Annotated in this window: 22 protein-coding genes; 11 read left to right on the forward strand and 11 right to left on the reverse strand. The window is 73.7% G+C overall.

Annotation, left to right across the window (positions count from 1 at the left end; all coding sequences use genetic code 11):
* Window positions 1-196 precede the first annotated feature (196 nt).
* Window positions 197-1,126, reverse strand: coding sequence for a mycothiol synthase (gene mshD / locus AB0O36_RS22570; RefSeq protein WP_365113328.1), 930 nt, complete (start codon window positions 1,124-1,126; stop codon window positions 197-199).
* Window positions 1,127-1,546: 420 nt separating this feature from the next.
* Between mshD and AB0O36_RS22575 the strand changes: the two genes are divergently transcribed.
* Entirely contained in the window at window positions 1,547-3,367 is a 1,821-nt protein-coding gene (locus AB0O36_RS22575; protein WP_365113330.1) for a bifunctional metallophosphatase/5'-nucleotidase, read from the forward strand.
* A gap of 179 nt (window positions 3,368-3,546) precedes the next feature.
* Here AB0O36_RS22575 and AB0O36_RS22580 read toward each other — a convergent pair whose 3' ends face one another.
* The gene (locus tag AB0O36_RS22580; RefSeq protein ID WP_365113332.1) at window positions 3,547-4,383 is read right to left on the reverse strand and encodes an alpha/beta hydrolase; all 837 of its coding nucleotides are present in this window, start codon (window positions 4,381-4,383) and stop codon (window positions 3,547-3,549) included.
* A gap of 157 nt (window positions 4,384-4,540) precedes the next feature.
* Between AB0O36_RS22580 and AB0O36_RS22585 the strand changes: the two genes are divergently transcribed.
* Window positions 4,541-5,119 carry a TetR/AcrR family transcriptional regulator gene (locus AB0O36_RS22585; protein WP_365113333.1) on the forward strand — a complete coding sequence of 193 codons (579 nt, stop codon included), beginning with the start codon at window positions 4,541-4,543 and terminating at the stop codon, window positions 5,117-5,119.
* A 181-nt stretch (window positions 5,120-5,300) separates the two neighbouring features.
* Entirely contained in the window at window positions 5,301-6,176 is an 876-nt protein-coding gene (locus AB0O36_RS22590; protein WP_365113335.1) for a phosphatidylinositol-specific phospholipase C, read from the forward strand.
* On the opposite strand, the gene AB0O36_RS22595 is transcribed toward AB0O36_RS22590, so the two are convergent.
* The 4 genes from AB0O36_RS22595 to AB0O36_RS22610 form a co-directional block, all read right to left on the reverse strand.
* A complete protein-coding gene (locus AB0O36_RS22595; protein ID WP_365113596.1) occupies window positions 6,156-7,676 on the reverse strand; it encodes a HAMP domain-containing sensor histidine kinase in 1,521 nt (506 codons plus the stop codon). The two genes, AB0O36_RS22590 and AB0O36_RS22595, sit on opposite strands and share 21 nt — an antisense overlap.
* 17 nt (window positions 7,677-7,693) lie before the next feature.
* Window positions 7,694-8,425: a response regulator transcription factor gene (locus AB0O36_RS22600; protein ID WP_365113337.1), complete on the reverse strand. Its 732-nt coding sequence runs from the start codon at window positions 8,423-8,425 to the stop codon at window positions 7,694-7,696.
* 326 nt (window positions 8,426-8,751) lie between these two features.
* On the reverse strand, window positions 8,752-9,942 hold the full coding sequence (locus AB0O36_RS22605) for a trypsin-like peptidase domain-containing protein (RefSeq protein ID WP_365113339.1): 1,191 nt from the start codon (window positions 9,940-9,942) through the stop codon (window positions 8,752-8,754).
* A 91-nt stretch (window positions 9,943-10,033) separates the two neighbouring features.
* Window positions 10,034-10,861, reverse strand: a complete 828-nt coding sequence (locus AB0O36_RS22610; RefSeq protein WP_365113341.1) for an NAD(P)H-binding protein — start codon at window positions 10,859-10,861, stop codon at window positions 10,034-10,036.
* Between the two features lie 108 nt (window positions 10,862-10,969).
* On the opposite strand from AB0O36_RS22610, the gene AB0O36_RS22615 reads away from it, so the two are divergent.
* Window positions 10,970-12,052 carry a transcriptional regulator gene (locus AB0O36_RS22615; RefSeq protein WP_365113343.1) on the forward strand — a complete coding sequence of 361 codons (1,083 nt, stop codon included), beginning with the start codon at window positions 10,970-10,972 and terminating at the stop codon, window positions 12,050-12,052.
* On the opposite strand, the gene AB0O36_RS22620 is transcribed toward AB0O36_RS22615, so the two are convergent.
* The 5 genes from AB0O36_RS22620 to AB0O36_RS22640 all read right to left on the reverse strand — a co-directional run bounded on the left by AB0O36_RS22620 (window position 11,977) and on the right by AB0O36_RS22640 (window position 16,558).
* The gene (locus AB0O36_RS22620; protein WP_365113345.1) at window positions 11,977-12,519 is read right to left on the reverse strand and encodes a GNAT family N-acetyltransferase; all 543 of its coding nucleotides are present in this window, start codon (window positions 12,517-12,519) and stop codon (window positions 11,977-11,979) included. The two genes, AB0O36_RS22615 and AB0O36_RS22620, sit on opposite strands and share 76 nt — an antisense overlap.
* A gap of 131 nt (window positions 12,520-12,650) precedes the next feature.
* Complete coding sequence (locus AB0O36_RS22625) at window positions 12,651-13,871, reverse strand: MFS transporter (RefSeq protein ID WP_365113347.1); 1,221 nt, start codon at window positions 13,869-13,871, stop codon at window positions 12,651-12,653.
* A gap of 108 nt (window positions 13,872-13,979) precedes the next feature.
* Window positions 13,980-14,414, reverse strand: coding sequence for an Rrf2 family transcriptional regulator (locus AB0O36_RS22630; RefSeq protein WP_365113349.1), 435 nt, complete (start codon window positions 14,412-14,414; stop codon window positions 13,980-13,982).
* A 291-nt stretch (window positions 14,415-14,705) separates the two neighbouring features.
* Window positions 14,706-15,728, reverse strand: a complete 1,023-nt coding sequence (locus tag AB0O36_RS22635; protein WP_365113351.1) for a LacI family DNA-binding transcriptional regulator — start codon at window positions 15,726-15,728, stop codon at window positions 14,706-14,708.
* A 23-nt stretch (window positions 15,729-15,751) separates the two neighbouring features.
* Window positions 15,752-16,558, reverse strand: a complete 807-nt coding sequence (locus tag AB0O36_RS22640) for a response regulator transcription factor (RefSeq protein WP_365113353.1) — start codon at window positions 16,556-16,558, stop codon at window positions 15,752-15,754.
* Between the two features lie 486 nt (window positions 16,559-17,044).
* Here AB0O36_RS22640 and AB0O36_RS22645 point away from each other — a divergent pair, with 486 nt between their 5' ends.
* From AB0O36_RS22645 to AB0O36_RS22675, 7 genes are all read left to right on the forward strand, one after another.
* The gene (locus tag AB0O36_RS22645) at window positions 17,045-17,299 is read left to right on the forward strand and encodes a MoaD/ThiS family protein (RefSeq protein ID WP_365113355.1); all 255 of its coding nucleotides are present in this window, start codon (window positions 17,045-17,047) and stop codon (window positions 17,297-17,299) included.
* A gap of 685 nt (window positions 17,300-17,984) precedes the next feature.
* A complete protein-coding gene (locus AB0O36_RS22650) occupies window positions 17,985-19,391 on the forward strand; it encodes a hypothetical protein (protein ID WP_365113598.1) in 1,407 nt (468 codons plus the stop codon).
* A 289-nt stretch (window positions 19,392-19,680) separates the two neighbouring features.
* On the forward strand, window positions 19,681-20,382 hold the full coding sequence (locus AB0O36_RS22655; RefSeq protein WP_365113600.1) for a DUF2993 domain-containing protein: 702 nt from the start codon (window positions 19,681-19,683) through the stop codon (window positions 20,380-20,382).
* 265 nt (window positions 20,383-20,647) lie between these two features.
* On the forward strand, window positions 20,648-20,716 hold the full coding sequence (locus tag AB0O36_RS22660) for a putative leader peptide (protein WP_351319324.1): 69 nt from the start codon (window positions 20,648-20,650) through the stop codon (window positions 20,714-20,716).
* Between the two features lie 220 nt (window positions 20,717-20,936).
* On the forward strand, window positions 20,937-21,782 hold the full coding sequence (locus AB0O36_RS22665) for a sulfurtransferase (RefSeq protein WP_365113357.1): 846 nt from the start codon (window positions 20,937-20,939) through the stop codon (window positions 21,780-21,782).
* 54 nt (window positions 21,783-21,836) lie between these two features.
* On the forward strand, window positions 21,837-22,127 hold the full coding sequence (locus tag AB0O36_RS22670; RefSeq protein ID WP_365113359.1) for a DUF1416 domain-containing protein: 291 nt from the start codon (window positions 21,837-21,839) through the stop codon (window positions 22,125-22,127).
* A 224-nt stretch (window positions 22,128-22,351) separates the two neighbouring features.
* The gene (locus AB0O36_RS22675; RefSeq protein WP_365113361.1) at window positions 22,352-22,627 is read left to right on the forward strand and encodes a DUF3099 domain-containing protein; all 276 of its coding nucleotides are present in this window, start codon (window positions 22,352-22,354) and stop codon (window positions 22,625-22,627) included.
* Window positions 22,628-22,947 lie beyond the last annotated feature (320 nt).

Consider the following 22,947-nt stretch of genomic DNA (forward strand, 5'->3'; position numbering starts at 1 on the left):
GCCCCGCCCGCCATCCGATCGGCCTCCGGCGGAGTCCGCTCGCTGCCCCCGACCCGCCCCACCGCGTCGTCCGGCCCGGCGGCACGGTGCCGGGAGGGTGGGTGGGCAACCCCCGACCGGGCCCGGCTGGGCTCGGGGGGTGGAGCGGGCCGCGGCCGTAGCGCCGTAGACCCGCCCCACCCGCCGCAGCCTTGTGTCAGCTTTCCGTTCGGTACATCAGGTCCACCTCGTGCGTGGAGAAGCCCAGGCCCTCGTAGACCGCCAGGGCGGCCGGGTTGTCGGCGTCCACGTAGAGCATCGCCGTCGGGAGGCCCGCGGCCGCGAGGTGGCGGAGGCCGACGGCGGTCAGGGCCTTGCCGAGGCCGCCGCCCTGGGCGCCGGGGAGGACGCCGACCACGTAGACCTCGCCCAGCTGCTCCGCGTCATGGATCTTCGTCCAGTGGAAGCCGACCAGCGCTCCGTCGCGCTCCGCCAGGAAGAAGCCCTTCGGGTCGAACCACGGCTGCGCCATGCGGTCGTCCAGGTCGCGCTGGGTCAGTGAGCCCTGCTCGGGGTGGTGGGCGAAGGCCGCCGCGTTGGCGGTGAGCCAGGCCGCGTCGTCCGCTCCGGGGACGAACGTACGGATCGTCACGCCCGCCGGCAGTGCAGGGGAGGGGAGCTCGGGCGCCTCCGGGCCGAGCGGGCGGCGCAGCTGGCGGAGTTCGCGGAAGAGGGTCAGTCCGAGCACCTGGGCGAGGTGGCGGGCCGCGGACTTGCCGCCGTGCGCCCACACCCGGATCCGCTTGCCGGTCTCGGCCAGCAGGGCCGAGCCGAGGGCCCGGCCGTGCCCGCGGCCGCGCAGCGCGGGGTGGACGACGAGTTCCGCCGCAGGCGCCTCCACCGGGTCGGTGTCCTCGAGTTGGGCGTAACCGGCCAGGCGCCCGCCCTCGGTCAACAGGAAGTGCTTGATGCCGGGGCGGGGCCCACCGCGGAGCTGGAGCCGGCCCTGTTCCGAGACCGCGGACGTGCCGTCCGCCCGGGCCGCCTCGTCCAGCAGGCCGAGTACGGCTTCGACCTGCTCTTCCGTCAGTTCCTCGCACGTCAGAATCTGCCGTCCCGGCTCCACGGCCGCTGCTGCGTCAGTCATGCGACGAGCCTACGGCCGGGACCTCGTGCCGCGGTGCCCTCACCGGCCGGGGTTGCTCGTCATCGTGCCGAGGCGGCGTAGGCGGGTCGCCCGATGTGTCCACCCAGGCCCGTCCCAGGCCCGTCCCCGGCCCGTCCCCAGCGCGTCCCCGGGCCGTCTCAGGTCCTCTCCACGCCCGTCCTCCGTCCACCCGCCCTGCTCCCGCCCCGCCGTCGCGCCCCGGAGGCGCGTCGGCGGGGGCCCGGACGAGGCCCTTCGGGCCGTCGAAAAGCCGGTGAATGCCCCGGATTGAGGTGACTGTGAGGCGGGATCTACTCGTGCGTAACCACCTCGCAACCCGCTACCCCCTGTCGCGCTACGCGCGTTGACCATAGTCTGCGGGCACCTCCCATACCGTTCGCTGTCCGCAAAGGGGAACTGATGTCAGCGACACCACAACGGCACCGCCGAGCCCGCCGGTTGACCCTCGCCGCAATCGCCGTCACGGCGGGTGCCGGCGCGCTGGTCGCCGCCGCTCTGCCGGCGGGGGCCGCCAGTGGTGGCGGTCAGGACAGCAGCGGCCGCACCGTCGACGTGCAGCTGCTGTCCTTCAACGACCTCCACGGCACCCTGGAGCCGCCGCAGGGCTCCTCCGGCACCGTGACCGAGCTCCAGGCCGACGGCACCACCAAGGCGGTCCCCGCCGGCGGTGCCGAGTACCTGGCCACCAGCCTGCGCGAAGCGCGCAAGGGCAAGCAGTACAGCGTCACCGCCGCGGCCGGTGACATGATCGGCGGCAGCCCGATGCTGTCCGGTCTGTTCCACGACGAGCCCACCGTCGAGGCCCTCAACAAGATGGGTCTCGACGTGACCAGCGTCGGCAACCACGAGTTCGACGAGGGCCGTCAGGAGCTCCGCCGCATGCAGTACGGCGGCTGCCACCCCACCGAGGGCTGCTTCGAGTACGGCAAGACCTTCGAGGGTGCGAAGTTCCCGTACCTCGCCGCCAACGTGACGGACGAGAAGACCAAGCGCCCGATGCTTTCGCCCACCTTCGTGTGGAAGAAGGACGGGATCAAGATCGGCTTCATCGGCGTGACCCTGGAGGGCACTCCGGACGTCGTCACCGCCGCGGGCGTCAAGGGCCTGAAGTTCGGCGACGAGGTCGAGACGATCAACAAGTACGCCGCCGAGCTGAACAAGCAGGGCGTGAAGTCGATCGTCGCGCTCATCCACGAGGGCGGCCTGCCCGCCTCCGGCGCCTACAACTACGACTGCAACGTGCCGGGTGCCGGCGCGGGCATCTCCGGTGCCATCGTCGACATCGCGAAGAACGTCGACCCGAAGGTCGACGCCCTGGTGACCGGCCACACGCACCAGGCCTACGCCTGCAGCATCCCGGACCCGGCCGGCAACCCGCGCACGGTCACCTCGGCGGCCTCCATCGGCCGGCTGTTCACCGAGACCACGCTGACCTACGACCGCGCGACCAAGGACATCGTCCGGACCGCGGTGAAGTCGCCGGTGGCCGCCAACCACGTGGTGCGCCGCGACGTGCCCAAGGCCCCGGACATGACCGAGCTGATCGGCCGCTGGAACGCGCTGGCCGCTCCGATAGCCGGCGCCCCGCAGGGCCACATCTCGGCGGACATCCCCGGCCGGGGTTCCGAGGCGTACGAGAAGCCGCTCGGCGACCTGATCGCCGACGCGCAGCTGGAGGCCCTGTCCCCGGCCGACAAGGGCGGCGCGCAGCTGGCCATCATGAACCCGGGTGGCATCCGCTCCGACCTGGCCTACAAGGCCGCCGGCGGTGAGGGCGACGGCGTGGTGACCTACGGCGAGGCGTTCACCGTGCAGCCGTTCACCAACATGATGAACGTGGTGGACCTGACCGGCGCCCAGCTGGTCACGGCGCTGCAGCAGCAGGTGACCGGCCCGGTCAACGGCCTGAACCCGAAGATCCTGCAGGTCTCCAAGGGCTTCACCTACACCCTGGACATGACCAAGACCGGTGCGGACCGCATCGTCGTGGGCTCCGTCAAGCTGAACGGCCAGGCGATCGACCCGGCGAAGACCTACCGCGTCGCGATGAACGAGTTCCTCGCGGGCGGCGGTGACGGCTTCACCGTCCTGAAGGAGCACAAGAACAAGCTGGTGGGCGTGTCCGACCTGGACGTCTTCAACGCCTACCTGAGCAAGAACTCCTCGCCGGCGAACCCGATCGCGCCGCCGGCGGCCGACCGGATCACGGTCATCAAGTAGTTCCGGTGGTTCCGGCAGTGCCGATGGTCCGGCAGTTCCGGCAGTTCCGGTAGTTCCGGCAGTTCCCGGTGGGGGCGGCGGGTCGTTTCGACGGTCCGCCGCCCCCACTCGTATGTCCGCGGGCCGTCCCCCGTTGTCTCCGGTCCGCGGACGCTCAGAGGCGCCGGTCGGAGGGGCGGTCAGAGGCCGCCGAGGAAGCCCGACACCGCGGTGGCCAGGCCCGCCGGGTCCTCGACCGGTACGACGTGGCCGGTGTCCAGGCCGGCGTACGAGGTGCCGGGGCGCGCGGCGACCATCGCGTCGGCGAGCTCCTGCGGCAGCGCCTCGCTGGTGCGGCCGTGGACGAGCAGGGCGGGGCAGGTGCTCGCGAACCACACCGGGAGGCTGTCGCCGCGCGCGGCCTCCACGGTGGCGATGGTGTCCTGCGGGTGGAACGGCAGCCGCCACCCGGCTCCGCCGGGCAGCGGGCGGAGCGCCGGCGCGACCATCGGGCCCATCGGGCCGCAGGCGGCGATGAGTTCCTCGCGGGTGGGGGCGGTGTAGGGGAACGCGCCGATGAAGGCGAACGGGTTCGGCGCCCCGTGCGGGAACACCACGCCGGCGTCGACGTTCACCAGCGCGCTCACCAGCTCGGGGTGCTCGGCGGCCAGGTACAGGGCGTTGAGGCCGCCCAGGGAGTGGCCGATCACCGGGACCGGGCCGAGGCCGAGGTGGTCGAGCAGGGCCACGAGGTCGGCGACGTAGTCCGCGCGCTCGTACGAGGCGGCGCGGTCGGACTCGCCGTGGCCGCGCTGGTCGGGGGCGATGACCCGCCACTCGCTGCCCAGGCGGGCGGCCAGGTCGGCCCAGATCAGGGCTTCGGAGAGGCCGCCGTGGACGGCGAGCAGCGGGCGTCCGGGCCCGCCGAAGTCCAGGTAGGAGAGGGTCCGGTCGCCGATGGTGAGCGAGTGGCGGAGGTCCCGGTCCATGGCCGCGGCGACGGCGGCGTCGGCGACGGACGACTCGGTGCTGGTCATGGTGGTCTCCCCTCGTTGTCCCGGCGGGCGGTGCGTCCCGTCCGGGGCGTTCGTGATCACCGTAGGCGCGTATTGCTCACTTGCACAAGACCTTCGTATAGCGCGAACGATCTATACGAATGTATGCGGGAGGGGTGCTTCGGCATACGATCCGGGCATGGGAAATCGTGAGGACCTCCTCTCCGGCGCGCGCCGCTGCCTGGAGGAGAAGGGCTACCTGCGCACCACCGTGCGCGACATCGCCGCCGCGGCCGGGGTGAGCAGCGCGGCCATCGGCTACCACTTCGGGTCCCGCGAGGCGTTGCTCAACCAGGCCCTGTTCGCGGCGCTCGACGAGTGGGGTGCCGAGATCGGCAGTCTGGCCGGTGCCGGGGCGACGGCCGAGGAGCGGTACGTCGACGTCTGGACCCGGAAGGTCCGCTCCTTCTCGGAGCAGCGGTGGCTGTGGGCGGCTTCGGTGGAGGCGTTCGTGCACGCGCAGACCTCGCCGGACCTGCTGGCCGTCCTCGCCGCCGGGCAGCGGGCCAGCCGCCGGCAGATCGCGGCGCAGCTGCGGAAGGTGCCGGAGGCGGAGGTGGCCGAGGAGGACGTGCGCGGCCTGGCGTCGGTGCAGATGGCGGTCATGACCGGGGTGATGACCCAGTGGCTGACCGATCCCGGGCAGGCGCCGGACGGGCGGGACATCGTGGCCGGACTGCGCGCGCTGGCGGACCTGCTGGAGGGTCCGGACCGGTGACTACCGACGGGTAGTCAGATCTGTTCTGTACACGTCATAATCCGGTCACGTGATGCGCTGCGATGCGCGCGATGCGTCGTGCTGCGCGCGGTGCGACGCGCCGCATGCGATGCGGCGCGTGCGCTGCGGCGCACGCGCCGCGCCGTGGCGCGCGGCAGCCGGCGAAGGGGCGGGCAGGGGCATGGCACTGGACAGGCGAACGTTTCTGGTCGGCGCGATGGCGGCGGGAGCCGCTGCGGGGCTCGGGGCCGCCGCGGCCGCCCCCGCCGGCGCGAGGACCCTCGGCACCGCGGACTGGATGGCCGGTCTCGGTGACTCCACGGCCCTCCAGGGGATGACCATTCCCGGGACGCACGACTCGGGCGCCCGCTACGGCGGCCTCTACGTCGCCTGCCAGAACATCACGGTCGCCCAGCAGCTGGACGCAGGGATCCGCTTCCTGGACGTACGCTGCCGGGTCACCGGCGGATCCTTCGCCATCCACCACGCGGCGTTCTACCAGAACCTGATGTTCGGCGACGTGCTCGTCGCCTGCTGGAACTTCCTGGCCGCACACCCCTCCGAGACCGTCCTCATGCGGGTCAAGCAGGAGTACTCGGGCGAGAGCGACGCCACCTTCCGCGCCGTCTTCGACGACTACCTGGACAACCGCGGCTGGCGGCCGCTCTTCCACATCGGCTCCGCGCTGCCCTCCCTCGGGCAGGCCCGCGGCAAGGTGGTCCTGCTCGCGGACAACGGCGGTCTGCCCGGCATCCGCTACGGCGACGGCACCCACTTCGACATCCAGGACGACTGGAACGCCGAGCCCTTCGCCAAGCGGGGCAAGATCGAGAACCACTTCCGCAAGGCGCTGGCCCAGCCGGGAAAGCTGTTCGTCAACTACGTCTCCACGGCCGCCTACATGCCCCCGCGGTGGAACGCCGACCGCCTCAACCCGCAGATCCACTCCTTCGTCACGGGCGCCGAGCCGGCCGGACGTACGGGCCTCGGGGTGGTTCCCATGGACTTCCCCAACACCCGCGGCGGCTTCATCGAGTCACTGATCGCCCACAACTGACGGGCCGCCCGGGTTCTTGGGGCCGCCCGGACTCCCCGGACCGCCCGGGCCCGCCGGCTTCCCCGGCGGCGGGGTCGGTGCGCCCGGCACCCGGAGCACCGCCTCCGTGCCGGAGCCGCCGTCGGCCGGGGCCCGCAGTTCCGCCGTACCGCCCGCGCGCTGCACCGTACGGGCCACGATCGACAGGCCCAGACCGCTGCCCGGCAGCGCGCGGGCCGTCGGCGACCGCCAGAACCGGTCGAACACGTGCGGGAGTTCCTCGGCCGGAACGCCCGGCCCGTGGTCCCGTACGGTCAGCTCGCCGGACCGCAGCGCCACCTCGACCGTGCCGCCGGCCGGGCTGAACTTCACCGCGTTGTCCAGGACGTTCATCACCGCCCGCTCCAGCGCCGCCGCCTCGCCGCGTACGTACCAGGGCCGGATCTCGGAGCCGAAGGACAGCTCCGGGCCGCGCAGCCGGGCCCGGGACAGCGCCGTCTCGGTGATCTCGTGCAGCGGCACCACCTGCAGCGGGCCCGGCATCGCCGCATCCGGCCGGGACAGCTCCTGCAGATCGCCGATCAGCGAGGCCAGCTCGGTCATCTGGGCCTTGACCGACTCCAGCAGCTCCCTGCGGTCCTCGGCCGGAATGGCCCGGCCGGTCCGCTCGCTCCGCACCAGCAGCTCGATGTTCGTACGGAGCGAGGTCAGCGGGGTGCGCAGCTCGTGCCCGGCGTCCGCGATGAGCTGCGCCTGCCGGTCCCGGGAGGAGGCGAGTGCGGCGGTCATCGCGTTGAAGGAGCGGGACAGCCGGGCGATCTCGTCCTCGCCCTCGTCGGGGATGCGGACGGTCAGGTCCTCGGTGCGGGCGACGTGCTCGACGGCCTCGGCCAGCCGGTCCACGGGCGCCAGGCCGGTGCGGGCGACGACCAGACCGGCCGCGCCCGCCCCGACCACACCGATCCCGCCGACCAGCAGCAGCACCCAGGCCAGGGTGGAGAGCGGCTTGTCTATGTCGGCCAGCGGTTTGGCGATGGAGATCGCGAAGTGCGGATTGGTGCCCGACGGGATGGTGTACACCCGCATGGCGGTGCCGTCGGTGGTGGTCGCGTCGTGCAGGACGGCGGCCCCGCCGGCCGCGACCACCCGGTCGGCGGTGGTGACGGGGAGGGTGGTCAGGCCGGCCACCCAGCAGTTGTCGCCGTCGGCGGTGACGATCTGCACCGTCGCGTTCAGCCTGCCCGCGAGCTGCTGGTTGGGCTGCGGCCGGGGCGGGCTCGTACAGCCGTCGTTCAGCCGGCGGGCCACCTGGAAGTCGGGATTGGTCGCCTGGAGGGAGGTGTCCAGCTGGTCGCGCAGCTGGGCCCGGACCATGACCCAGCAGACGGCGGCCACCGTGGCGACGGCCGCGGCGACGGCCACGGCCACCAGCAGGGCGAGCCGGGAACGGAGCGGGAGGGCGCGGAGCCGGGCGCCGGGGCGTGCGGAGGGGCGCGCCGAGCCGGGCGCCGGGGGGTTCACCGGTGGGGGCGGCGCGGTCACTCGGGACCGCCGTTCTCGCCCGCGCGCAGTACGTAGCCCACCCCGCGCACCGTGTGCACCAGGCGGGGCTCCCCGGAGGCCTCGGTCTTCCGGCGCAGGTACATCACGTACACGTCCAGGGAGTTGGAGCTGGGCTCGAAGTCGAAGCCCCAGACGGTCTTGAGGATCTGCTCGCGGGTGAGGACCTGGCGGGGGTGCGCGAGGAACATCTCCAGCAGGGTGAACTCGGTCCGGGTCAGCTCCACCGGGCGGCCGGACCGGGTGACCTCGCGGGTCGTCAGGTCCATCCGGAGGTCGCCGAAGGAGAGGACGTCCTCGGGGGCCCGGTCCGGTCCGGCGACCGCCGCGGCGTAGGCGCTGCGGCGCAGCAGGGCGCGCACCCGGGCGAACAGCTCGTCCAGCTCGAACGGCTTGACCAGGTAGTCGTCGGCGCCGGCGTCGAGGCCGGTGACGCGGTCGCCGACGGTGTCGCGGGCGGTGAGCATCAGGATCGGGGTGAGGGAGCCGGAGGCGCGCAGGCGGCGGGCGGCGGTCAGGCCGTCCATGCGGGGCATCTGGATGTCGAGCACGATCAGGCCGGGCTCGTACGCGGTGACCTTGTCGAGGGCGTCGAGGCCGTCGACGGCGGTCTCGGTGCCGTAGCCCTCGAAGGCGAGGCTGCGGCGGAGGGCCTCGCGGACGGCGGGCTCGTCGTCGACGATGAGGACGCGGTCGCCTGCGGTGGTCATGACTGGGCCCCCCTGGGGTGTGGATCGGGTCTCGTGTGGCTGTGGCTGTGGCTGTGGCTGTGGCTGTGGCTGTGGCTGTGGCGGGTCGGTGCGGCCGCCACGTTCCAGCGTGCCATGGGTGGGGCCGGTGCTTTGCCCTGCCGGGCGGGCTGGGCGGGCTGGGCGGGTGGCGCGGGGCTGCGCCCCGGGCGGGGCCGGCGGGGCGGAGCCCGCTCCGGGGGGAGGAGCGGGCTCCGGGTGGGCGGGGGTGCGCCGCTGGGCGGGGGTGTCCCGGTGTGCCCACCCGTCCCGCCCTGCGGGACGCCTGCCCACACCGGGCGGGAGGGTCAGAAAGCGGTGCCGTAGGCGTTGTCGTCGGGGGAGTTCCCGGTGTCGCCGGAATCCCCGGAGCCGCCGGTGTTGCCGGGGCCGCCGTTGCGGAGGGAGGAGAGGTCGGCCTTGATCGTGTTGACCGGGATCGCGAAGCCGAGGCCGACGCTGCCGGCGGTGGAGCTGTCGCTCGACGGCGAGTAGATCGCCGACGGCATGCCCACGATCTCCCCGTTCATGTTGACCAGCGCGCCGCCCGAGTTGCCCGGGTTGAGGGACGCATCCGTCTGGATCGCCTTGTAGGAGGTCGTGTTCGCGCCGGTGCCGCCGTTGAACTGCCGGCCCTCGAAGGAGAACGGCCAGCCGTCCCCCTGCGGCCGCTGCTGCGGGGTCTCCGACTTCGGCACGTTCACCTCGCGGTTCAGCGCCGAGACGATCCCGCTGGTCACAGTGCCGGTCAGCCGGTCCGGCGAGCCGATCGCGACGACCGACTCGCCGACCTTCAGGCCGTCCGAGTTCCCGAGCTTCGCCGGCCTCAGGCCCTTCGCTCCCTGCACCTTGATCAGGGCCAGGTCCTTGTCCGGGTCGGTGCCGACCACCTTCGCGTCGTACTGCTTCCCGTCGCTCATCGTGACCTGTATCCGGCTCGCGCCGCTGATCACGTGGTTGTTGGTGACGATCTCGCCGTCCGCCGTGATGACCACGCCGGAGCCGGTGCCCTGGCCGCTGCCGCTGCGGGTGTCGATCCGTACGACGGAGGGGCTGACCGCCTCGGCCACCCCTGCGACCGTGCCGAACGAGGACTGGGAGATCGGGCTGCCGGCGAAACCGCCGCCGGAGGCGGACGAGCGGTCCAGCAGGTGCTGTACGGCGGTGGCGGTGCCGCCGCCCACCATCGCGGCGGCCAGCGCCACCGCGACGAGCAGCCCCACCGGCCGCCTGGCGCGCGCGGCGTGCCCGGGGCCGGCGTACGCGGGGTCGGCGGCGGCCGGCTCCTGCTGGGGGGCGGGCGACTGGTGCGCCTCGTACCAGCCGGGGGCGGCCGGCGGGTCGTACGGAGCGTGCGCGGGCCGGGGCGGGTACGCGTACGCCCCGGCGGCCGGTGCCCCCGCCGCGTCGGCGAAGTACGTGCCGCCGCCGAACGGCGCGGCCTGGGACGGGCTGTTCTCCTGCGGATACCCGCCTTCGCGGCGGTGGCTCTCGGTCATGGTGATGACTCTGTCCGCCATAGATGAGAGGTTCCTGAGGACGGCCTGAGAAGCCCGACAGAAGGTTGTATGCCCGATATAAGGGAGCGGCTCAGCGGAAGACGGCGGCGTTCCGCGCCGCCCACAGGCCGAACGGCCGGGCCGGACGCCCCAGCACCCGCTCCACATCGCCGCTCACCCGCTGCTCCTCCGCCGAGGGCCCGCCCAGGATGTCGAGCGTGCCGTCGGCCACCGGCGCCGGCATGAACGCCAGCAGCTGTTCCCGGGCCTGTTCGCGGCTCAGCTCGGTGAAGCGCACCTCCTCGCCGATCGCCGCGCCGATGGCCCGGGCCTGCTCCCGCGGAGTGATCGTTTCCGGGCCGGTGAGCTCGTACGTACGGCCGGCATGGTGCGCCCGGTCGCGCAGTACCGCGGCGGCGACCTCGGCGATGTCCTGCGGGTCGACGACCGGCAGTCCGGTGTCGCCGAAGGGCGCGGCGACCGTACGTCCCGTCCGGACCGGTTCCGCCCACGCGTGGGCGTTGGACGCGAAGCCCCCGGGGCGCAGCACGGTCCAGTCGAGCCCGGATTCCCGTACGGCGGCCTCGAAGCCGCGCAGGCCGGCGTGCGAAGGGGCTGTGGGGCGGGTGCCGGTGGCCTGGGAGGACTGCAGTACCACGTGCCGTACGCCGGCCGCCCTGGCGGTACCGAGGAGGGCCCGCGGATCGAGTCCCTCACCGCCGCCGGCGATCAGCAGGTAGAGGGCGTCGGCGCCCTCCAGTACGGGCCGCAGGCTGTCGGGGGCGGTGAGGTCGGCGGCGCGGTGGCGTACGTCGGCGGTGGCGTGGCGGGACACTGCGGTGACCTCTTCGCCGCCGGCGGTGAGCGCCTCCACGAGCGGGCGTCCGACGTTGCCCGTGGCTCCGGTGATCACGATCATGCTCGTCTCCATTCGATTCGTGCGGTTCGTTCGACGTGATCAAGACTGGGTGGTGAAGTGGCCGTCTTCTGGCCACTTTTCCGGGGGATTCGGGGGAGGATCGTTCGCATGCGAGCGGATCGGCTGATGGCGGCGCTGCTGTTCCTGCAGACGCGCGGGCGCGTGACGGTGGCCGAGGTGGCGGCGGAACTGGAGGTCTCCGAGCGGACCGCGCGGCGTGACCTGGAGGCCCTGGCCGTGGCGGGCGTGCCCGTCTACGCGACCAGGGGGCGGGGTGGTGGCTGGGCTCTCGTCGGGGGCGCCCGCACCGACCTCACCGGCCTGACCGAGCCCGAGATCCGGGCGTTGTTCCTGGTCACCGGACCGTGGTCGGACTCGCCGGAGCTGCGTACGGCCTTGCGGAAGCTGGTCCGGGCGCTGCCGGCACCGCTGCGGTCGGGCGCGGAGGCGGCGTCCCGGGTCCGGGCCGGTGACAGCAGGGACTGGTCGGGGGCCGATACCGGGGCGGTGCCGGACGCGGCCGGTCCGGCTCCGGCAGGGCCGGCTCCGGCTGCGGCGGAGGCGCTGGAGCGCGCGGTGGTGGACGGCGTAGGGGTCCGGCTCGGTTACGCGGGTCCCGGCCGGCCGGTCCGCGTCCGTACGGTGCACCCGCTGGGCCTGGTCACCAAGGCGGGCGCCCGCTACCTGGTGGCACGGGTGGCGGAGGGGCCCGCCGGTCCGGAGCTGCGGATGTACCGGCTGGACCGGGTCACCTCGGCCGAGCCCACCGGCGAACCGGTGGACCGCCCCGAAGGCTTCGACCTCGCCGCGGCCTGGCGGGAGCTGGCCGGCCGGATGGAGGAGCGGCTGGCCGCGGCGACGGTCCGGGTGCGGGCGGATCCGGACGCGGAGGGTCTGCTGCGGCGGCTGTTCGGGAACCGCCTGCGCATCGCGGCGACGGGCCCGGACGGGCTGTCCGCCGAGGTGGACGGCCCGTCACCGGAGGTGGTGGCGGCCCGGCTGGCCGGGTTGGGAGCACGGGTCGAGGTCCTGGCTCCGCCGTCGGCCCGGGCCCACCTGGCCGGCCTGGCGGCGGAGCTCACGGCCCTGTACGGCGCGCCGGCCGACGACCGCGGTCAGCGCTCGTCGGAGGAGGCGGAGGGGGAGAGGGAGGGCGAGGGGGAGAGGAAGTCCTCCCGGGCCAGGGCGTAGACGGTGCAGGGGCGGCCGAGGACCGAATCCTCGCGCAGGGGCGTGAACCCGAGGCGCCCGGCGACGGCGGATGACGCGGTGTTGCCGTGGTGGATCATGGCGGTGATCTGCCGGAGTCCCAGGGTGTCGAAGCCCCACGCGAGAACGGCTCGGGCCGCTTCCGTGGCGTAGCCCCTCCCCCAGTGGGTACGGGCGAAGGTCCAGCCGATCTCCGTCTCCTCGAACTGCTCCCACCAGTTCAGGCCGCAGCGTCCGACGGCCTCGCCGGTGTCGCGCAGTTCCACGGCGCACAGTCCGTGGCCGCGTTGCGTCCACTGCTGCCGGATGTCGCGCAGGCGTGCCGAGGCCTGCTCGGGGGTGTAGCCCCCGACGAAGCGGTTGACCTCGTCGTCTGCGTGCAGGTGCACCCACCAGTCGGCGTCGGCTTCGGTGAGCGGGCGCAGTCGGAGGCGTTGTGTGGTGATCACTGCTGTGCGGTCCTTGCTGTCTGTGGGCGGTCGGGGGTGTCGGAGGTGTCGGAGGTGTCGGGGGTGTCGGAGGTGTCGGGGGTGGCGGCGGGGCCGCCGGGGCTGCCGGGGCCTGATCCGTGAGGCACGAATCAGGGCGCCGAGGGAGAGGCGGGGGTCTGCGCCGGGGCGGGCCGGGGCCGTCCCGGGGGTGTGTTCCGGGTCGGGTGTCGCCGGATGACGACGTGCGCCGCTTCTGCCGCGCCGAGGCCGAGCACGATGAACGCCGCGCCCACGGCACCGAGCCAGTGGGCGCCGAACCGTGCCATCCCCGCCTGCCCGACCAGGGGTGCCACCGAGACGCCGACGTAGACCGTGGCCGAGGCCAGGCCGGTGAGCAGGGGCGCTGCCGTCGGCAGGGCGCTGATCAGGCGGTGGGTCTGCGGGGCCAGGAGCCCCCATCCGCACACGCCCCAGATGATCAGTGCCGCGACGGTGGAGGGCAGATGTGCACTCGACCAGGGCAGCAGTGCGAAGTCGATCGCGGCGACGGTGATCGCGGTGTTGATGATGCGCCGGCTGCCGAAGCGGTCGATCAGGGCGCCCGAGCCGAGGGTTCCGGCGGTGGCGGCCAGACCCCACACGCACAGGAGGGCGGCGAGGGTGGTGCCGCTGCCGCCGGTGGCGCGGTCGAGGCCCTCGCCGATGAAGGAGTACACGGTGTACAGGCCGGTGTAGACGAGGAGGGTGGTCAGCAGGGTCAGGCCGATGCGGCGGTCGGCGAGAGGGGCGACGCGGGCGCGCAGCGGGACGGCCGGGGGCGTGGGGACCGGGGGCAGGAGCAGGGCGATGCCCGCGGCCGCCGCGATCCCGAGTGCGGAGACGAACAGCATCGTGGCGCGCCAGTTGCCGGTGAGGCTGCCGAGGGCCGTGCCGATGGGCGCGCCCAGCGCGGTCGCGGCGCTGAGGCCGGTCATCACGGTGGCGATGGCGCGGCCGCGCTGCTCCGGCGGAGCGAGCGCGGCGGCCGCGGCGACGGCGGCGGGGGTGACCATGGCCCCGCCGATTCCGGCGAGGGCCCGCGCGGCCAGGGCGACGCCGAAGAGGGGAACGAAGGCGGTGACGAGGTTGCCCGCGGTGAAGACGGCGAACCCGGTGAGGAAGAGCGAGCGGCGCGGCCAGCGGGTGGTGAGCGCCGCCATGACGGGTCCGAGGACCGCATAGGTGAGGGCGTAGGCGGTCAGCAGCCCGCCTGCGGTGCCGACGGGTACGCCGAGGGAGTCCGCCGCGTCCGGCAGGATGCCGGCGATGACGAAGCTGTCGGTGCCGATGGCGAACATTCCGGCGGCGAGGACGACGAGTGATCGGTACACGGTGCGGGGGCCTCCAGGATTTTGCTGTAACAGAAATGGTTACGACTCAGGTCCGAAGAGGGGCCGGTCCACCAGGACCGGCCTGCGCCACGGGTCGAGGGCCCGGACTCAGAACTCGGGAACGGTCTCCCTCGCCACGTCGGCGACGGTCACGGCCGCGAGTTCGGCCTTCATCGACTCCTCCGCGCGGCCGTACACCTCCCGGAGTACGGGCGGGATGCCCCTGGCGACGGGGCACGCCTGGTTGGGGGGCGAGGAGTGCAGTGCGATGAGCGGGTCGGGCTCGACGGCGAGGTAGACGTCCCTCAGGGTGATCGACTCCGGGGTGCGGGCCAGCTGCCAGCCCGCACCCTGGCCGCGCCGCGACTCCACCAGGCCCGCATCGCGCAGGCTGCCGAGGATGCGGCGGATGACGACGGGGTTGGTGTTGACGCTGGCGGCGATCTCGTCGGAGGTCACGATCCCGTCGGGGCGCTTGGGGCAGACCCGGGTCATCCACGTCAGCGTGTGCGTGGCCACCGTCATGCGACTGCTCGCGCCCATGGCGCCTCCGCTCCCCGTTCCGCGCCGCCCGTTCCGCGCCGGCCGATCCACGCCGGCCGTTCCGCGCCGTGCGTTCAGGGTGTCGCGCGTTTCCTGTGTCGCAACTGATTCTGTTACGACAGGGGCCGCATGTCCAGACCCGACGGCCCGGTAAGGGGCCTGGGACGGGGTGGGGCGGGACGGGGCAGGGGCAAGCCCGGCCGACCCCGGGCCGGGCCCGGGGCGGTACCCGTTGTGGACTCCGGGGGGCGGAGCCCGCAGAAGCCGGACGGAGCCCGCAGGGGGTGACGTCTACGCGCAGCCGCAGCTGCGGCGGACCACCAGCGCCGACGGGAACTGCTTCAGGCGCTCGCGGCGGGAGCCGGTCACCCGGATGGCGTCGTCCAGCACCAGGTCCACCGCCGCGCGGGCCATCGCCGGCCGGTCCGAGGCGATCGTGGTCAGCGGCGGATCGGTGAGCGCCGCCTCCTTCACGTCGTCGAAGCCGGCCACCGCCAGCTCCCCCGGCACGTCGATCCGCAGCTCGCGTGCGGCCCGCAGCACACCGATGGCCTGGTCGTCCGTGGCGCAGAAGACCGCCGTGGGGCGGTCCGGCCGGGCCAGTACCTCCAGGGCGACCCGGTAGGCGTCGTACCGGTTGTACGGGGCCTCGATCAGCCGGCCCTCGACCGACCGCCCGGACTCCACCATGGCCCGCCGCCAGCCCTCGACGTGGTCGGCGACCGGGTCGCCGACCGACGGGGTGTTCTCGATGCCGCCTATGCAGGCCACGTACTCGTGCCCGTGTTCCAGCAGGTGGCGGGTGGCGAGCTGGGCGCCGCCGATGTCGTCCGTGACGACCGCGACGTCGTCGATCGCCTCCGGGCGCTCGTGCAGCAGCACCACACGGGCGTCCCAGGCCTCGATCTCGCTGGCCGCCTGCTCGCTCATGCCCTGGCTGACCAGGATCAGGCCGGAGACCCGCATCCCGAGGAAGGCCCGCAGGTAGTGGACCTCGCGCTCGGTGCGGTAGTCGGAGTTGCCGACCAGCACCATCTTTCCGCGCTCGGCCGCGGCCTGCTCGACCGCGTGCGCCATCTCCGCGAAGAACGGCTGGCGGGCGTCGGGGACGATCATGCCTATGAGGTCGGTGCGCCGCGAGGCCATCGCCTGGGCGACCCGGTCCGGGCGGTAGCCCAGGTCCTTGATCGCGGCGAGGACACGCTCGCGCGTGGCCGGGGCAACCGGCCTGGGTCCGTTGTTGATGACGTACGAAACGACGGCGGTGGAAGTACCCGCCAGTCGCGCTACGTCATCCCGCGTCACCTTGGCCACGCGCGAAGTCTACGCGGGGTGACCTACCTCTGGGCAGGCCGTCCTGCCGACTGGACCCCCACCGGGGCGTCGAGGTCCTCGTCCGCCATCCGGGGGACGGCCTTCGGGGCACCGGCCGCGGCGGCCTTCCGCGCGTCCTCGGCAGCGCGTTCGACCTTCTCGGGCGACGAGACGAAACGGTATCCGACGTTCCGCACGGTGCCGATCAGGGACTCGTGCTCGGGGCCGAGCTTCGCGCGCAGCCGCCGTACGTGGACGTCCACCGTCCGGGTGCCGCCGAAGTAGTCGTAGCCCCAGACCTCCTGCAGCAGCTGCGCCCTGGTGAACACCCGGCCGGGGTGCTGCGCGAGGTACTTCAGCAGCTCGAACTCCTTGAAGGTCAGGTCCAGCACCCGGCCCTTTAGCTTCGCCGAGTACGTCGCCTCGTCGACCGACAGGTCGCCGTTGCGGATCTCCATGGGGGAGTCGTCCGAGCCGAGCTGCTGCCGGCCGGTGGCCAGCCTCAGCCGCGCCTCCACCTCGGCCGGGCCGGCGGTGTCGAGGAGCACGTCGTCGATCCCCCAGTCGGCGGTGACGGCCGCCAGGCCGCCCTCGGTGACGACCAGGATCAGCGGGCACCCGGGCCCGGTGGAGCGGAGCAGCTGGCAGAGGGAGCGGACCTGCGGCAGGTCGCGCCGGCCGTCGACGAGGATCACGTCGGCACCCGGGGTGTCCACCAGGGCCGGCCCCTCGGCGGGCGCCACCCGGACGCTGTGCAGCAGCAGCCCGAGGGCGGGCAGCACCTCGGTGGACGGCTGCAGCGCGTTCGTCAGCAGCAGAAGGGAGCTCATCGCGCCGACCCCCCAACCGGGGTGATCCCACGTTCGTCGTGCAGGAATGGCTGGCCCATCACGTCGGTTCCTCCTCGGTCCCGTCGAGGACGTGCTCTTGTTCTTGCTCTTGACTCTCTACGGCTGCGGGCCCCGCGCCCTGAGGCCCGCATGGGTTCCACTGTTCGCCCCGTGTTCAACGTGCAGAAAGCACAAAAGGACCCGGGGGGCTACGTTGCCCGGATCCTCTTCCCGCCCAGAATAGCCCGCCGGGCCTGGTCCGGCCGAGGGCGTTCGGACCACCAGTTCTGTGGTTCGCGCCACCCCCCGAGGCCGTTCCGGAGGGTTCCGGCCCTGCTCGCGACCGGTTTCACCGGTTCGGCGGCCCCCCGCCCGGGAACGCCGGAGCGCGTCGGCGCACGGGGGGCGCGCGGAGGCACGCCCGGGCCGGGGGCGCGAGGCGTCATGATGGAGCCCGACGGCACGGGGCCGACGAGAGGAGTCGCAGTGGCAGCGGGAACCATCCGCTACTGGGCGGCGGCGAAGGCCGCGGCCGGGACGGCGGAGGAGCCGTACGCGGCACGGACACTGGCGGAGGCACTCGACGCCGTGCGCGTCGCGCACCCCGGGGAACTGGCCCAGGTGCTCCGGCGCTGCTCCTTCCTGGTGGACGGGCACCAGGTGGGCAAGCGCGGCCATGACGAGGTCCTGCTGACCGAGGGCGGCACCGTCGAGGTGCTCCCGCCGTTCGCGGGCGGGTGACCGGCCGGCCATGAGCAGTCCCGACCAGCAGCACCCCGAGCAGTACGGCCACCCGCAGCAGCCTCAGCACGCGGAGCAGCCTCAGTACCCGGAGCAGCCCCAGTACCCGGAGCAGCCCCAGTCGCCTCGGCAGCCGGGGCACCAGCCGATGCCGCAGCAGCAGCCGATGCCGCAGCAGTACCCGCTGCCGCAGGACCCGTACGCCACCCAGACCTGGCAGAGCCAGACCTGGGACACCACCTACCAGCCGGCGCTCGACGCCCTGCCCGGCCAGGGCCAGGAGCCGGTTCCCGGCGCCGAGGACCGGCTGCTGGCCGCGCCGGACAGCTGGTTCCGCGAGGAGCCGGCGGCCGGGCACGCGACCGGGCAGCCCGCCGGACCGCCGGTCCCGCAGCACGGCGTGCAGCCGGCCCCGCAGCCCGTTCCGCAGCCCGACCCGTGGTCCGCCCGGCCGTACCGGCCGGAGGCCGTGGGACACGGCGGGACCCCGGCGCAGCCGGGCCCGCAGCAGTCCGCGGCCCCCGTGGCCCCGGACGACTGGTTCCGGGACCCGGCCCCGGTGCCGCCGCAGCACCGGGCGCCCGACGGGGCGCAGCCCGCGTACGCCGACCCGTACCAGGGCGCCGGTACGGTGCCCGCCCCGGACCCGGCGCAGTACGGGGCGTCGTACGGGGAGCCGTACGCGGTGCCGGGCGGGACCCACGGCGGACCACACGGCGCGGCCGCGGAGACCGCCTACCTCCCGCCCTACCAGGAGCCCCAGGCCGGTCCGGCGCAGCAGTCCGCGGCCCCCGGGGCCCCGGCCCCCGCGGCTCCGGACGACTGGTTCCGGGACCCGGCGCCCGGCGCCGTACCGGCTGCCGATCCCGCCGCCGCCCGGACCGCGTACCTGCCGCCCGTGCAGGCGGCGGACGCCGCCGCCGTGCCGCCGCAGGCCCCCGCACCGGCTGCGGCCGCTGCGGAGACCGCCTATCTGCCGCCGTACCGGGAGCCGCAGGCCGAGTCCCGGCAGGAGGCCCCCGGTCACGCGGCCCACGCCGCCGCCGAGACGGCGTACCTCCCGCCGTACCCGGGCACGGGCGAGGACCCGGGTACGGACCCGGGTGCGGGTGCAGAGACCGCGGGCGAGCGGACGGCGTACCTGCCGCCCTTCCCGACCTACGACGCCCCCGAGCCGGTCGCCGACCCGGTCCCGCCCGCCACCGGCACGGCAGCCGGAGCGGCAGCGGCAGCCGGAGCGGGAGCCGTGGCCGGGCAGGCAGCAGCCGCCGGCTCCGCGCCCGCCGCCCCGGCCGAGGCGTACTCCACGCCCACCCTCGCCGGCACCACGCGCCCCATCCGGGACCCGCGCCAGGCCCGGGCCGAGGGCCGGTCGCCGATCATCGACCCCGGCCCGCAGTCCGCCCTGCTCACCGCCGTGCTGGGGCTGCTGCTCGCCGGTGCCGCCGCGATAGGGGACCTGGCACTGGCGGTGCCGCTGGTGCTGCTCCAGGGCCTCACCGCGGCCGGCTGGTTCCGCCTCAACGGCATGTGGCCCGCCCGGCAGGGCATCGCGCTGGCCTTCGCCGGGGCGCTCGTCGCCGATGTCGCGGTGTTCGCCGTGGACGGGTCCCACGGCCCGGGCGCCGTCATCGGCACCCTGGGCGCGTGGGTGCTGCTCACGCTGGTGCTCCAGCTGCGCAGCCACGCCGACCCGGACGAGCGCATGTACGGCCTGATGGCCTCGGTGACCTCCGCAGCCCTGGCGATCATCTGCGCCGGCTTCCTGGCCGCGGACCCGGCGGCGGTGACCACCGGTGCGGCCGCCGTCGCGGTGGCCGTGTTCACCCGTGCGCTGCCGCTGCCGCCCGTCGCGTCCGTGGGGCTCTCGCTCGCCGCAGCGGCCGGCGCGGGCCTGGCCGTGGGCGGACTGACCTCGATCGGTGCCGGCGGCGCCCTGGTCGGCCTGGCCGCGGGGGTGTGCGCGCTGATCGGTTTGCGCGTGGCTGCATACGACTACCCCTCGAAGTTCGTCCACATGACAGCGGGGGTCGCGCTCCCGCTGGCCGCCGCCGCCCCTGCGGTTTACCTGATGGGACGCGTGGTCAACTAGCCACCCGTACGTAAATGATCACGAGGGGGAACGGATGGACACGGCGACACCGGCAGGCAAGGTCCCGGGACCGGGCGGGGGCTCGGGCTCGGGCGCTGCCCCGGGACCGATATCCGGCCCCGTCCCGGCAGGAACCGGCGTTCCAGGGCCCGGGAACGGGTCCGGGAACGGGTCCGGGCCCGGGAACGGCTCCGGCTTCGGGTCCGGCTTCGGGCCCGCGCCCGGGGCCGGGGCCGGGACCGGCAGCGACGCGGGGCCCTCGGGCCGGCCGGGCCGGCCGCGGCGGGGGCTGCGCGTCGTAAGGGCCCTGGTGATCGCCGGGGTGGTGCTCGGCGGCCTGTTCGTGGCCGCCGACCGGCTGGCCGTCGGGTACGCGGAGGACCGGATCGCCGACCGGATCGATTCCTCCGGCCACGGCGGGGCCGACGGCACGGAGGTGGAGATCTCCGGCTTCCCGTTCCTGACGCAGGCCCTGGACCACCGGCTGGAGCGGGTGGACGTCCGGCTCAAGGGCGTGCGGACCACCACCTCCGACGGCCACCGGATGAGCATCTCGCAGCTGGAGACCCGTTTCCACGACGTGAAGCTGTCCGACGACTACTCCGGCGGCACCGCGAGCCGCGCCGACGGCACGGCCCGCGTGACGTACGGGGACCTGGACCGGGCCTCGCAGAGCGGGGCCACGGTCGCGTACGGAGGGTCGCCGGGCAAGCTGAAGGTGACCGCCGGGGTGAGCCTGCTGGGCCGGACGATCACGCGCAGCGTGATCTCGACCATCACCCTGGTCGACGGCGACACGGTGCGGGTGCGGGCCGATGCGGTGCCGGGGGAGGGGATCCCGGGCGTCGAGGAGCTGGTGCGGGAGAAGACGGACTTCGACCGCGATCTGGAGGGCCTCCCGGCCGGGCTGACGCTCTCGTCCCTGACCTCGGACAAGGACGGCCTCGCCCTCACCCTGACCGGCGCGGCGGTCTCCCTCACCTCGCGCTGATCCCTCCGGGCGGGTGGGTCACACCCGGGACGGGGCCCCGCTTCGGCGGAGCCCCGTTTTTTCGTGCCGCTACAGGGCCGTGGCCGAATGCTGAGACGCCCCGGTCCGATCTGTAGAAGCAACGGCCCTCCGGTGCAGCCCACGGCCCTTCCGGCCCCGTCGCACGGCGGCCCGCATCCCGCAATGCGGACAATCCTGTCTCGATATATGACACACCGGTGACAGCGCGGGCGGTTCGTCCCTACGATCCATGCCCATGAAGCGAATGCAGGCGGACCTCACGAAGCGGCGGGCAGTAGACCTGTGTCGCGTCGCCGCCATGCTCTGTCGCTGACCGAGCGCGACGCACACCGTCGCTCCCGGTGCCGCACGGCCGGCCGTACGACACGACGGCCACACCGGCCCCTTCCCCGCGTGCCCGCAGCCGCCGCCTTCCCTACGCCTCCCCGCGCAGGAGCACCCGAGCGCCCCGGAGCCACGCACCACACGCAGCACCCGCAGTACCCGCAGCACACTGCACAGCCCCGCCGAACACTGCCCCGGAGGAGAACACCATGAGCCGCAGCGACGTCCTCGTCGACGCCGACTGGGTCGAGGCCCACCTGGACGACCCGAAGGTCGTCATCGTGGAGGTGGACGAGGACACGTCCGCCTACGACAAGAACCACATCCGCAACGCCGTCCGGATCGACTGGAAGCAGGACCTCCAGGACCCGGTGCGCCGCGACTTCGTGGACCAGGAGGGCTTCGAGAAGCTCCTCTCCGCCAAGGGCATCGGCAACGACGACACCGTCGTCCTCTACGGCGGCAACAACAACTGGTTCGCCTCCTACGCGTACTGGTACTTCAAGCTCTACGGCCACCAGGACGTCAAGCTCCTCGACGGCGGCCGCAAGAAGTGGGAGCTGGACTCCCGCGACCTGGTCGACGGCAAGGACGTCCCGCAGCGCGCGGCCACCGAGTACAAGGCCAAGGCCCAGGACACCTCGATCCGCGCCTTCCGCGACGACGTCGTGGCGGCCATCGGCGCCCGGAACCTGGTCGACGTCCGTTCGCCCGACGAGTTCAGCGGCAAGCTGCTCGCCCCGGCGCACCTCCCGCAGGAGCAGTCGCAGCGCCCCGGCCACGTGCCGAGCGCCCGCAACATCCCGTGGTCGAAGAACGCCAACGACGACGGCACCTTCAAGTCCGACGAGGAGCTCACCGCCCTCTACGAGTCCGAGCAGGTGGACCTGGCGAAGGACACCATCGCCTACTGCCGCATCGGCGAGCGCTCCGCGCTGACCTGGTTCGTGCTGCACGAGCTGCTCGGCCAGGAGAACGTCAAGAACTACGACGGCTCGTGGACCGAGTACGGCTCCCTCGTCGGCGTGCCGATCGAGCTCGGCACCGGCAAGTAATCCCCCGGGTAAGCGCGACCCGAAGCAAGACTTCTCCAGGACAGGACAGAGAACATGTGTGGAGCTCAGATCGGCGGCCCCGACCTCTCGACGCTCAAGCCGGGCGAGACGGCCATCCAGGGCCAGGTCACCAAGAACGGCGAGCCGGTGACCGGCTACGTCCGACTGCTGGACTCGACCGGTGAGTTCACCGCCGAGGTCCCGACCTCGGCCACCGGCCAGTTCCGCTTCTACGCCGCGACCGGCAGCTGGACGCTCCGGGCGCTGGTCCCGGGCGGCCAGGCGGACCGCGCCGTCGTCGTCGCCGAGGCCGGCGGAGTGACGGACGTCGCCATCGCCGTCTGACGAACGGCACCCGCCGCCGGGCGCACGGCACCTGCCGTCCGCCCGGCGGCACGCAGAACGGCCGGAGGGCCGCACCCCAGGGGGTTGGACGCCACTGGATCGGGGTGCGGCCCTTCGCGCCGTCTCCGCACACCCCCGCACAGGCTCCGCGCCCTCTCCGTGCCGCCTCCGCGCCCTCCCCGCGCCGCCTTCATGGGGCCTGCCCACCGCTCTACCCTGGAAGCATGTACGCCCGACGCCGACGCGTGTACTTCCTGCTCATGGGCGGATGCCTGGTCCTCTTCGTCTCCGCCTGGGCCTTCGTACGGCTCTGGTCGGTGGAGGCGGCCGTGGCCCTGTGCGTCGTGGCGATGGTCATCCCGCCGGTCGCGGCGATCCTCGCGAACCGCCGCGGTCCCGACGACCGCTGGTGGGACGACCCCACGGGCGACCCGAAGTCCGACGAGTGGTGGGACGAGCTGGACGGCAAGCCCCGCCACCGCGGGGATGCCGAACCGTGACGCCGCGGCGGTCGCGGACGGGCGTACGGGGCCGAGCCCGCCGCCGTCCCCTTCCACCGGACGGTGATCCTCCAGGACCGGCTGCTCGGCCGGCGTCGGTCGGCGTACGGCCTACCTCACGGAGTGCGCCGGTCCCCGGGACAGTAGGCTTGTGGACCGGCCCACCGCGCCAACCGAACCGAACCCCTCATCGAGGAGCACCCCGTGCTTGAGGCAGTCTTCACCTCCCTGCTGGTCCTGGTCTGCGTCGGCGTCCTCGCCTTCACCGTGCTGGCCGTGTCGAAGCTCTACCAGGGCCAGCGCTGACCCTCGGTCCACCC

It is taken from the genome of Streptomyces sp. NPDC089799 (assembly GCF_040684755.1).
In the GTDB taxonomy this organism is placed as follows: domain Bacteria; phylum Actinomycetota; class Actinomycetes; order Streptomycetales; family Streptomycetaceae; genus Streptomyces.

Coding starts and splice junctions, on each gene's coding strand:
- AB0O36_RS22665 (WP_365113357.1), top strand. CDS start 20,937: ATGAGCCGCAGCGACGTCCTCGTCGACGCCGACTGGGTCGAGGCCCAC.
- AB0O36_RS22615 (WP_365113343.1), top strand. CDS start 10,970: ATGCGAGCGGATCGGCTGATGGCGGCGCTGCTGTTCCTGCAGACGCGC.
- AB0O36_RS22575 (WP_365113330.1), top strand. CDS start 1,547: ATGTCAGCGACACCACAACGGCACCGCCGAGCCCGCCGGTTGACCCTC.
- mshD (WP_365113328.1), bottom strand. CDS start 1,126: ATGACTGACGCAGCAGCGGCCGTGGAGCCGGGACGGCAGATTCTGACG.
- AB0O36_RS22640 (WP_365113353.1), bottom strand. CDS start 16,558: ATGAGCTCCCTTCTGCTGCTGACGAACGCGCTGCAGCCGTCCACCGAG.
- AB0O36_RS22580 (WP_365113332.1), bottom strand. CDS start 4,383: ATGACCAGCACCGAGTCGTCCGTCGCCGACGCCGCCGTCGCCGCGGCC.
- AB0O36_RS22630 (WP_365113349.1), bottom strand. CDS start 14,414: ATGGGCGCGAGCAGTCGCATGACGGTGGCCACGCACACGCTGACGTGG.
- AB0O36_RS22600 (WP_365113337.1), bottom strand. CDS start 8,425: ATGACCACCGCAGGCGACCGCGTCCTCATCGTCGACGACGAGCCCGCC.
- AB0O36_RS22585 (WP_365113333.1), top strand. CDS start 4,541: ATGGGAAATCGTGAGGACCTCCTCTCCGGCGCGCGCCGCTGCCTGGAG.
- AB0O36_RS22605 (WP_365113339.1), bottom strand. CDS start 9,942: ATGACCGAGAGCCACCGCCGCGAAGGCGGGTATCCGCAGGAGAACAGC.
- AB0O36_RS22675 (WP_365113361.1), top strand. CDS start 22,352: ATGTACGCCCGACGCCGACGCGTGTACTTCCTGCTCATGGGCGGATGC.
- AB0O36_RS22670 (WP_365113359.1), top strand. CDS start 21,837: ATGTGTGGAGCTCAGATCGGCGGCCCCGACCTCTCGACGCTCAAGCCG.
- AB0O36_RS22590 (WP_365113335.1), top strand. CDS start 5,301: ATGGCACTGGACAGGCGAACGTTTCTGGTCGGCGCGATGGCGGCGGGA.
- AB0O36_RS22610 (WP_365113341.1), bottom strand. CDS start 10,861: ATGATCGTGATCACCGGAGCCACGGGCAACGTCGGACGCCCGCTCGTG.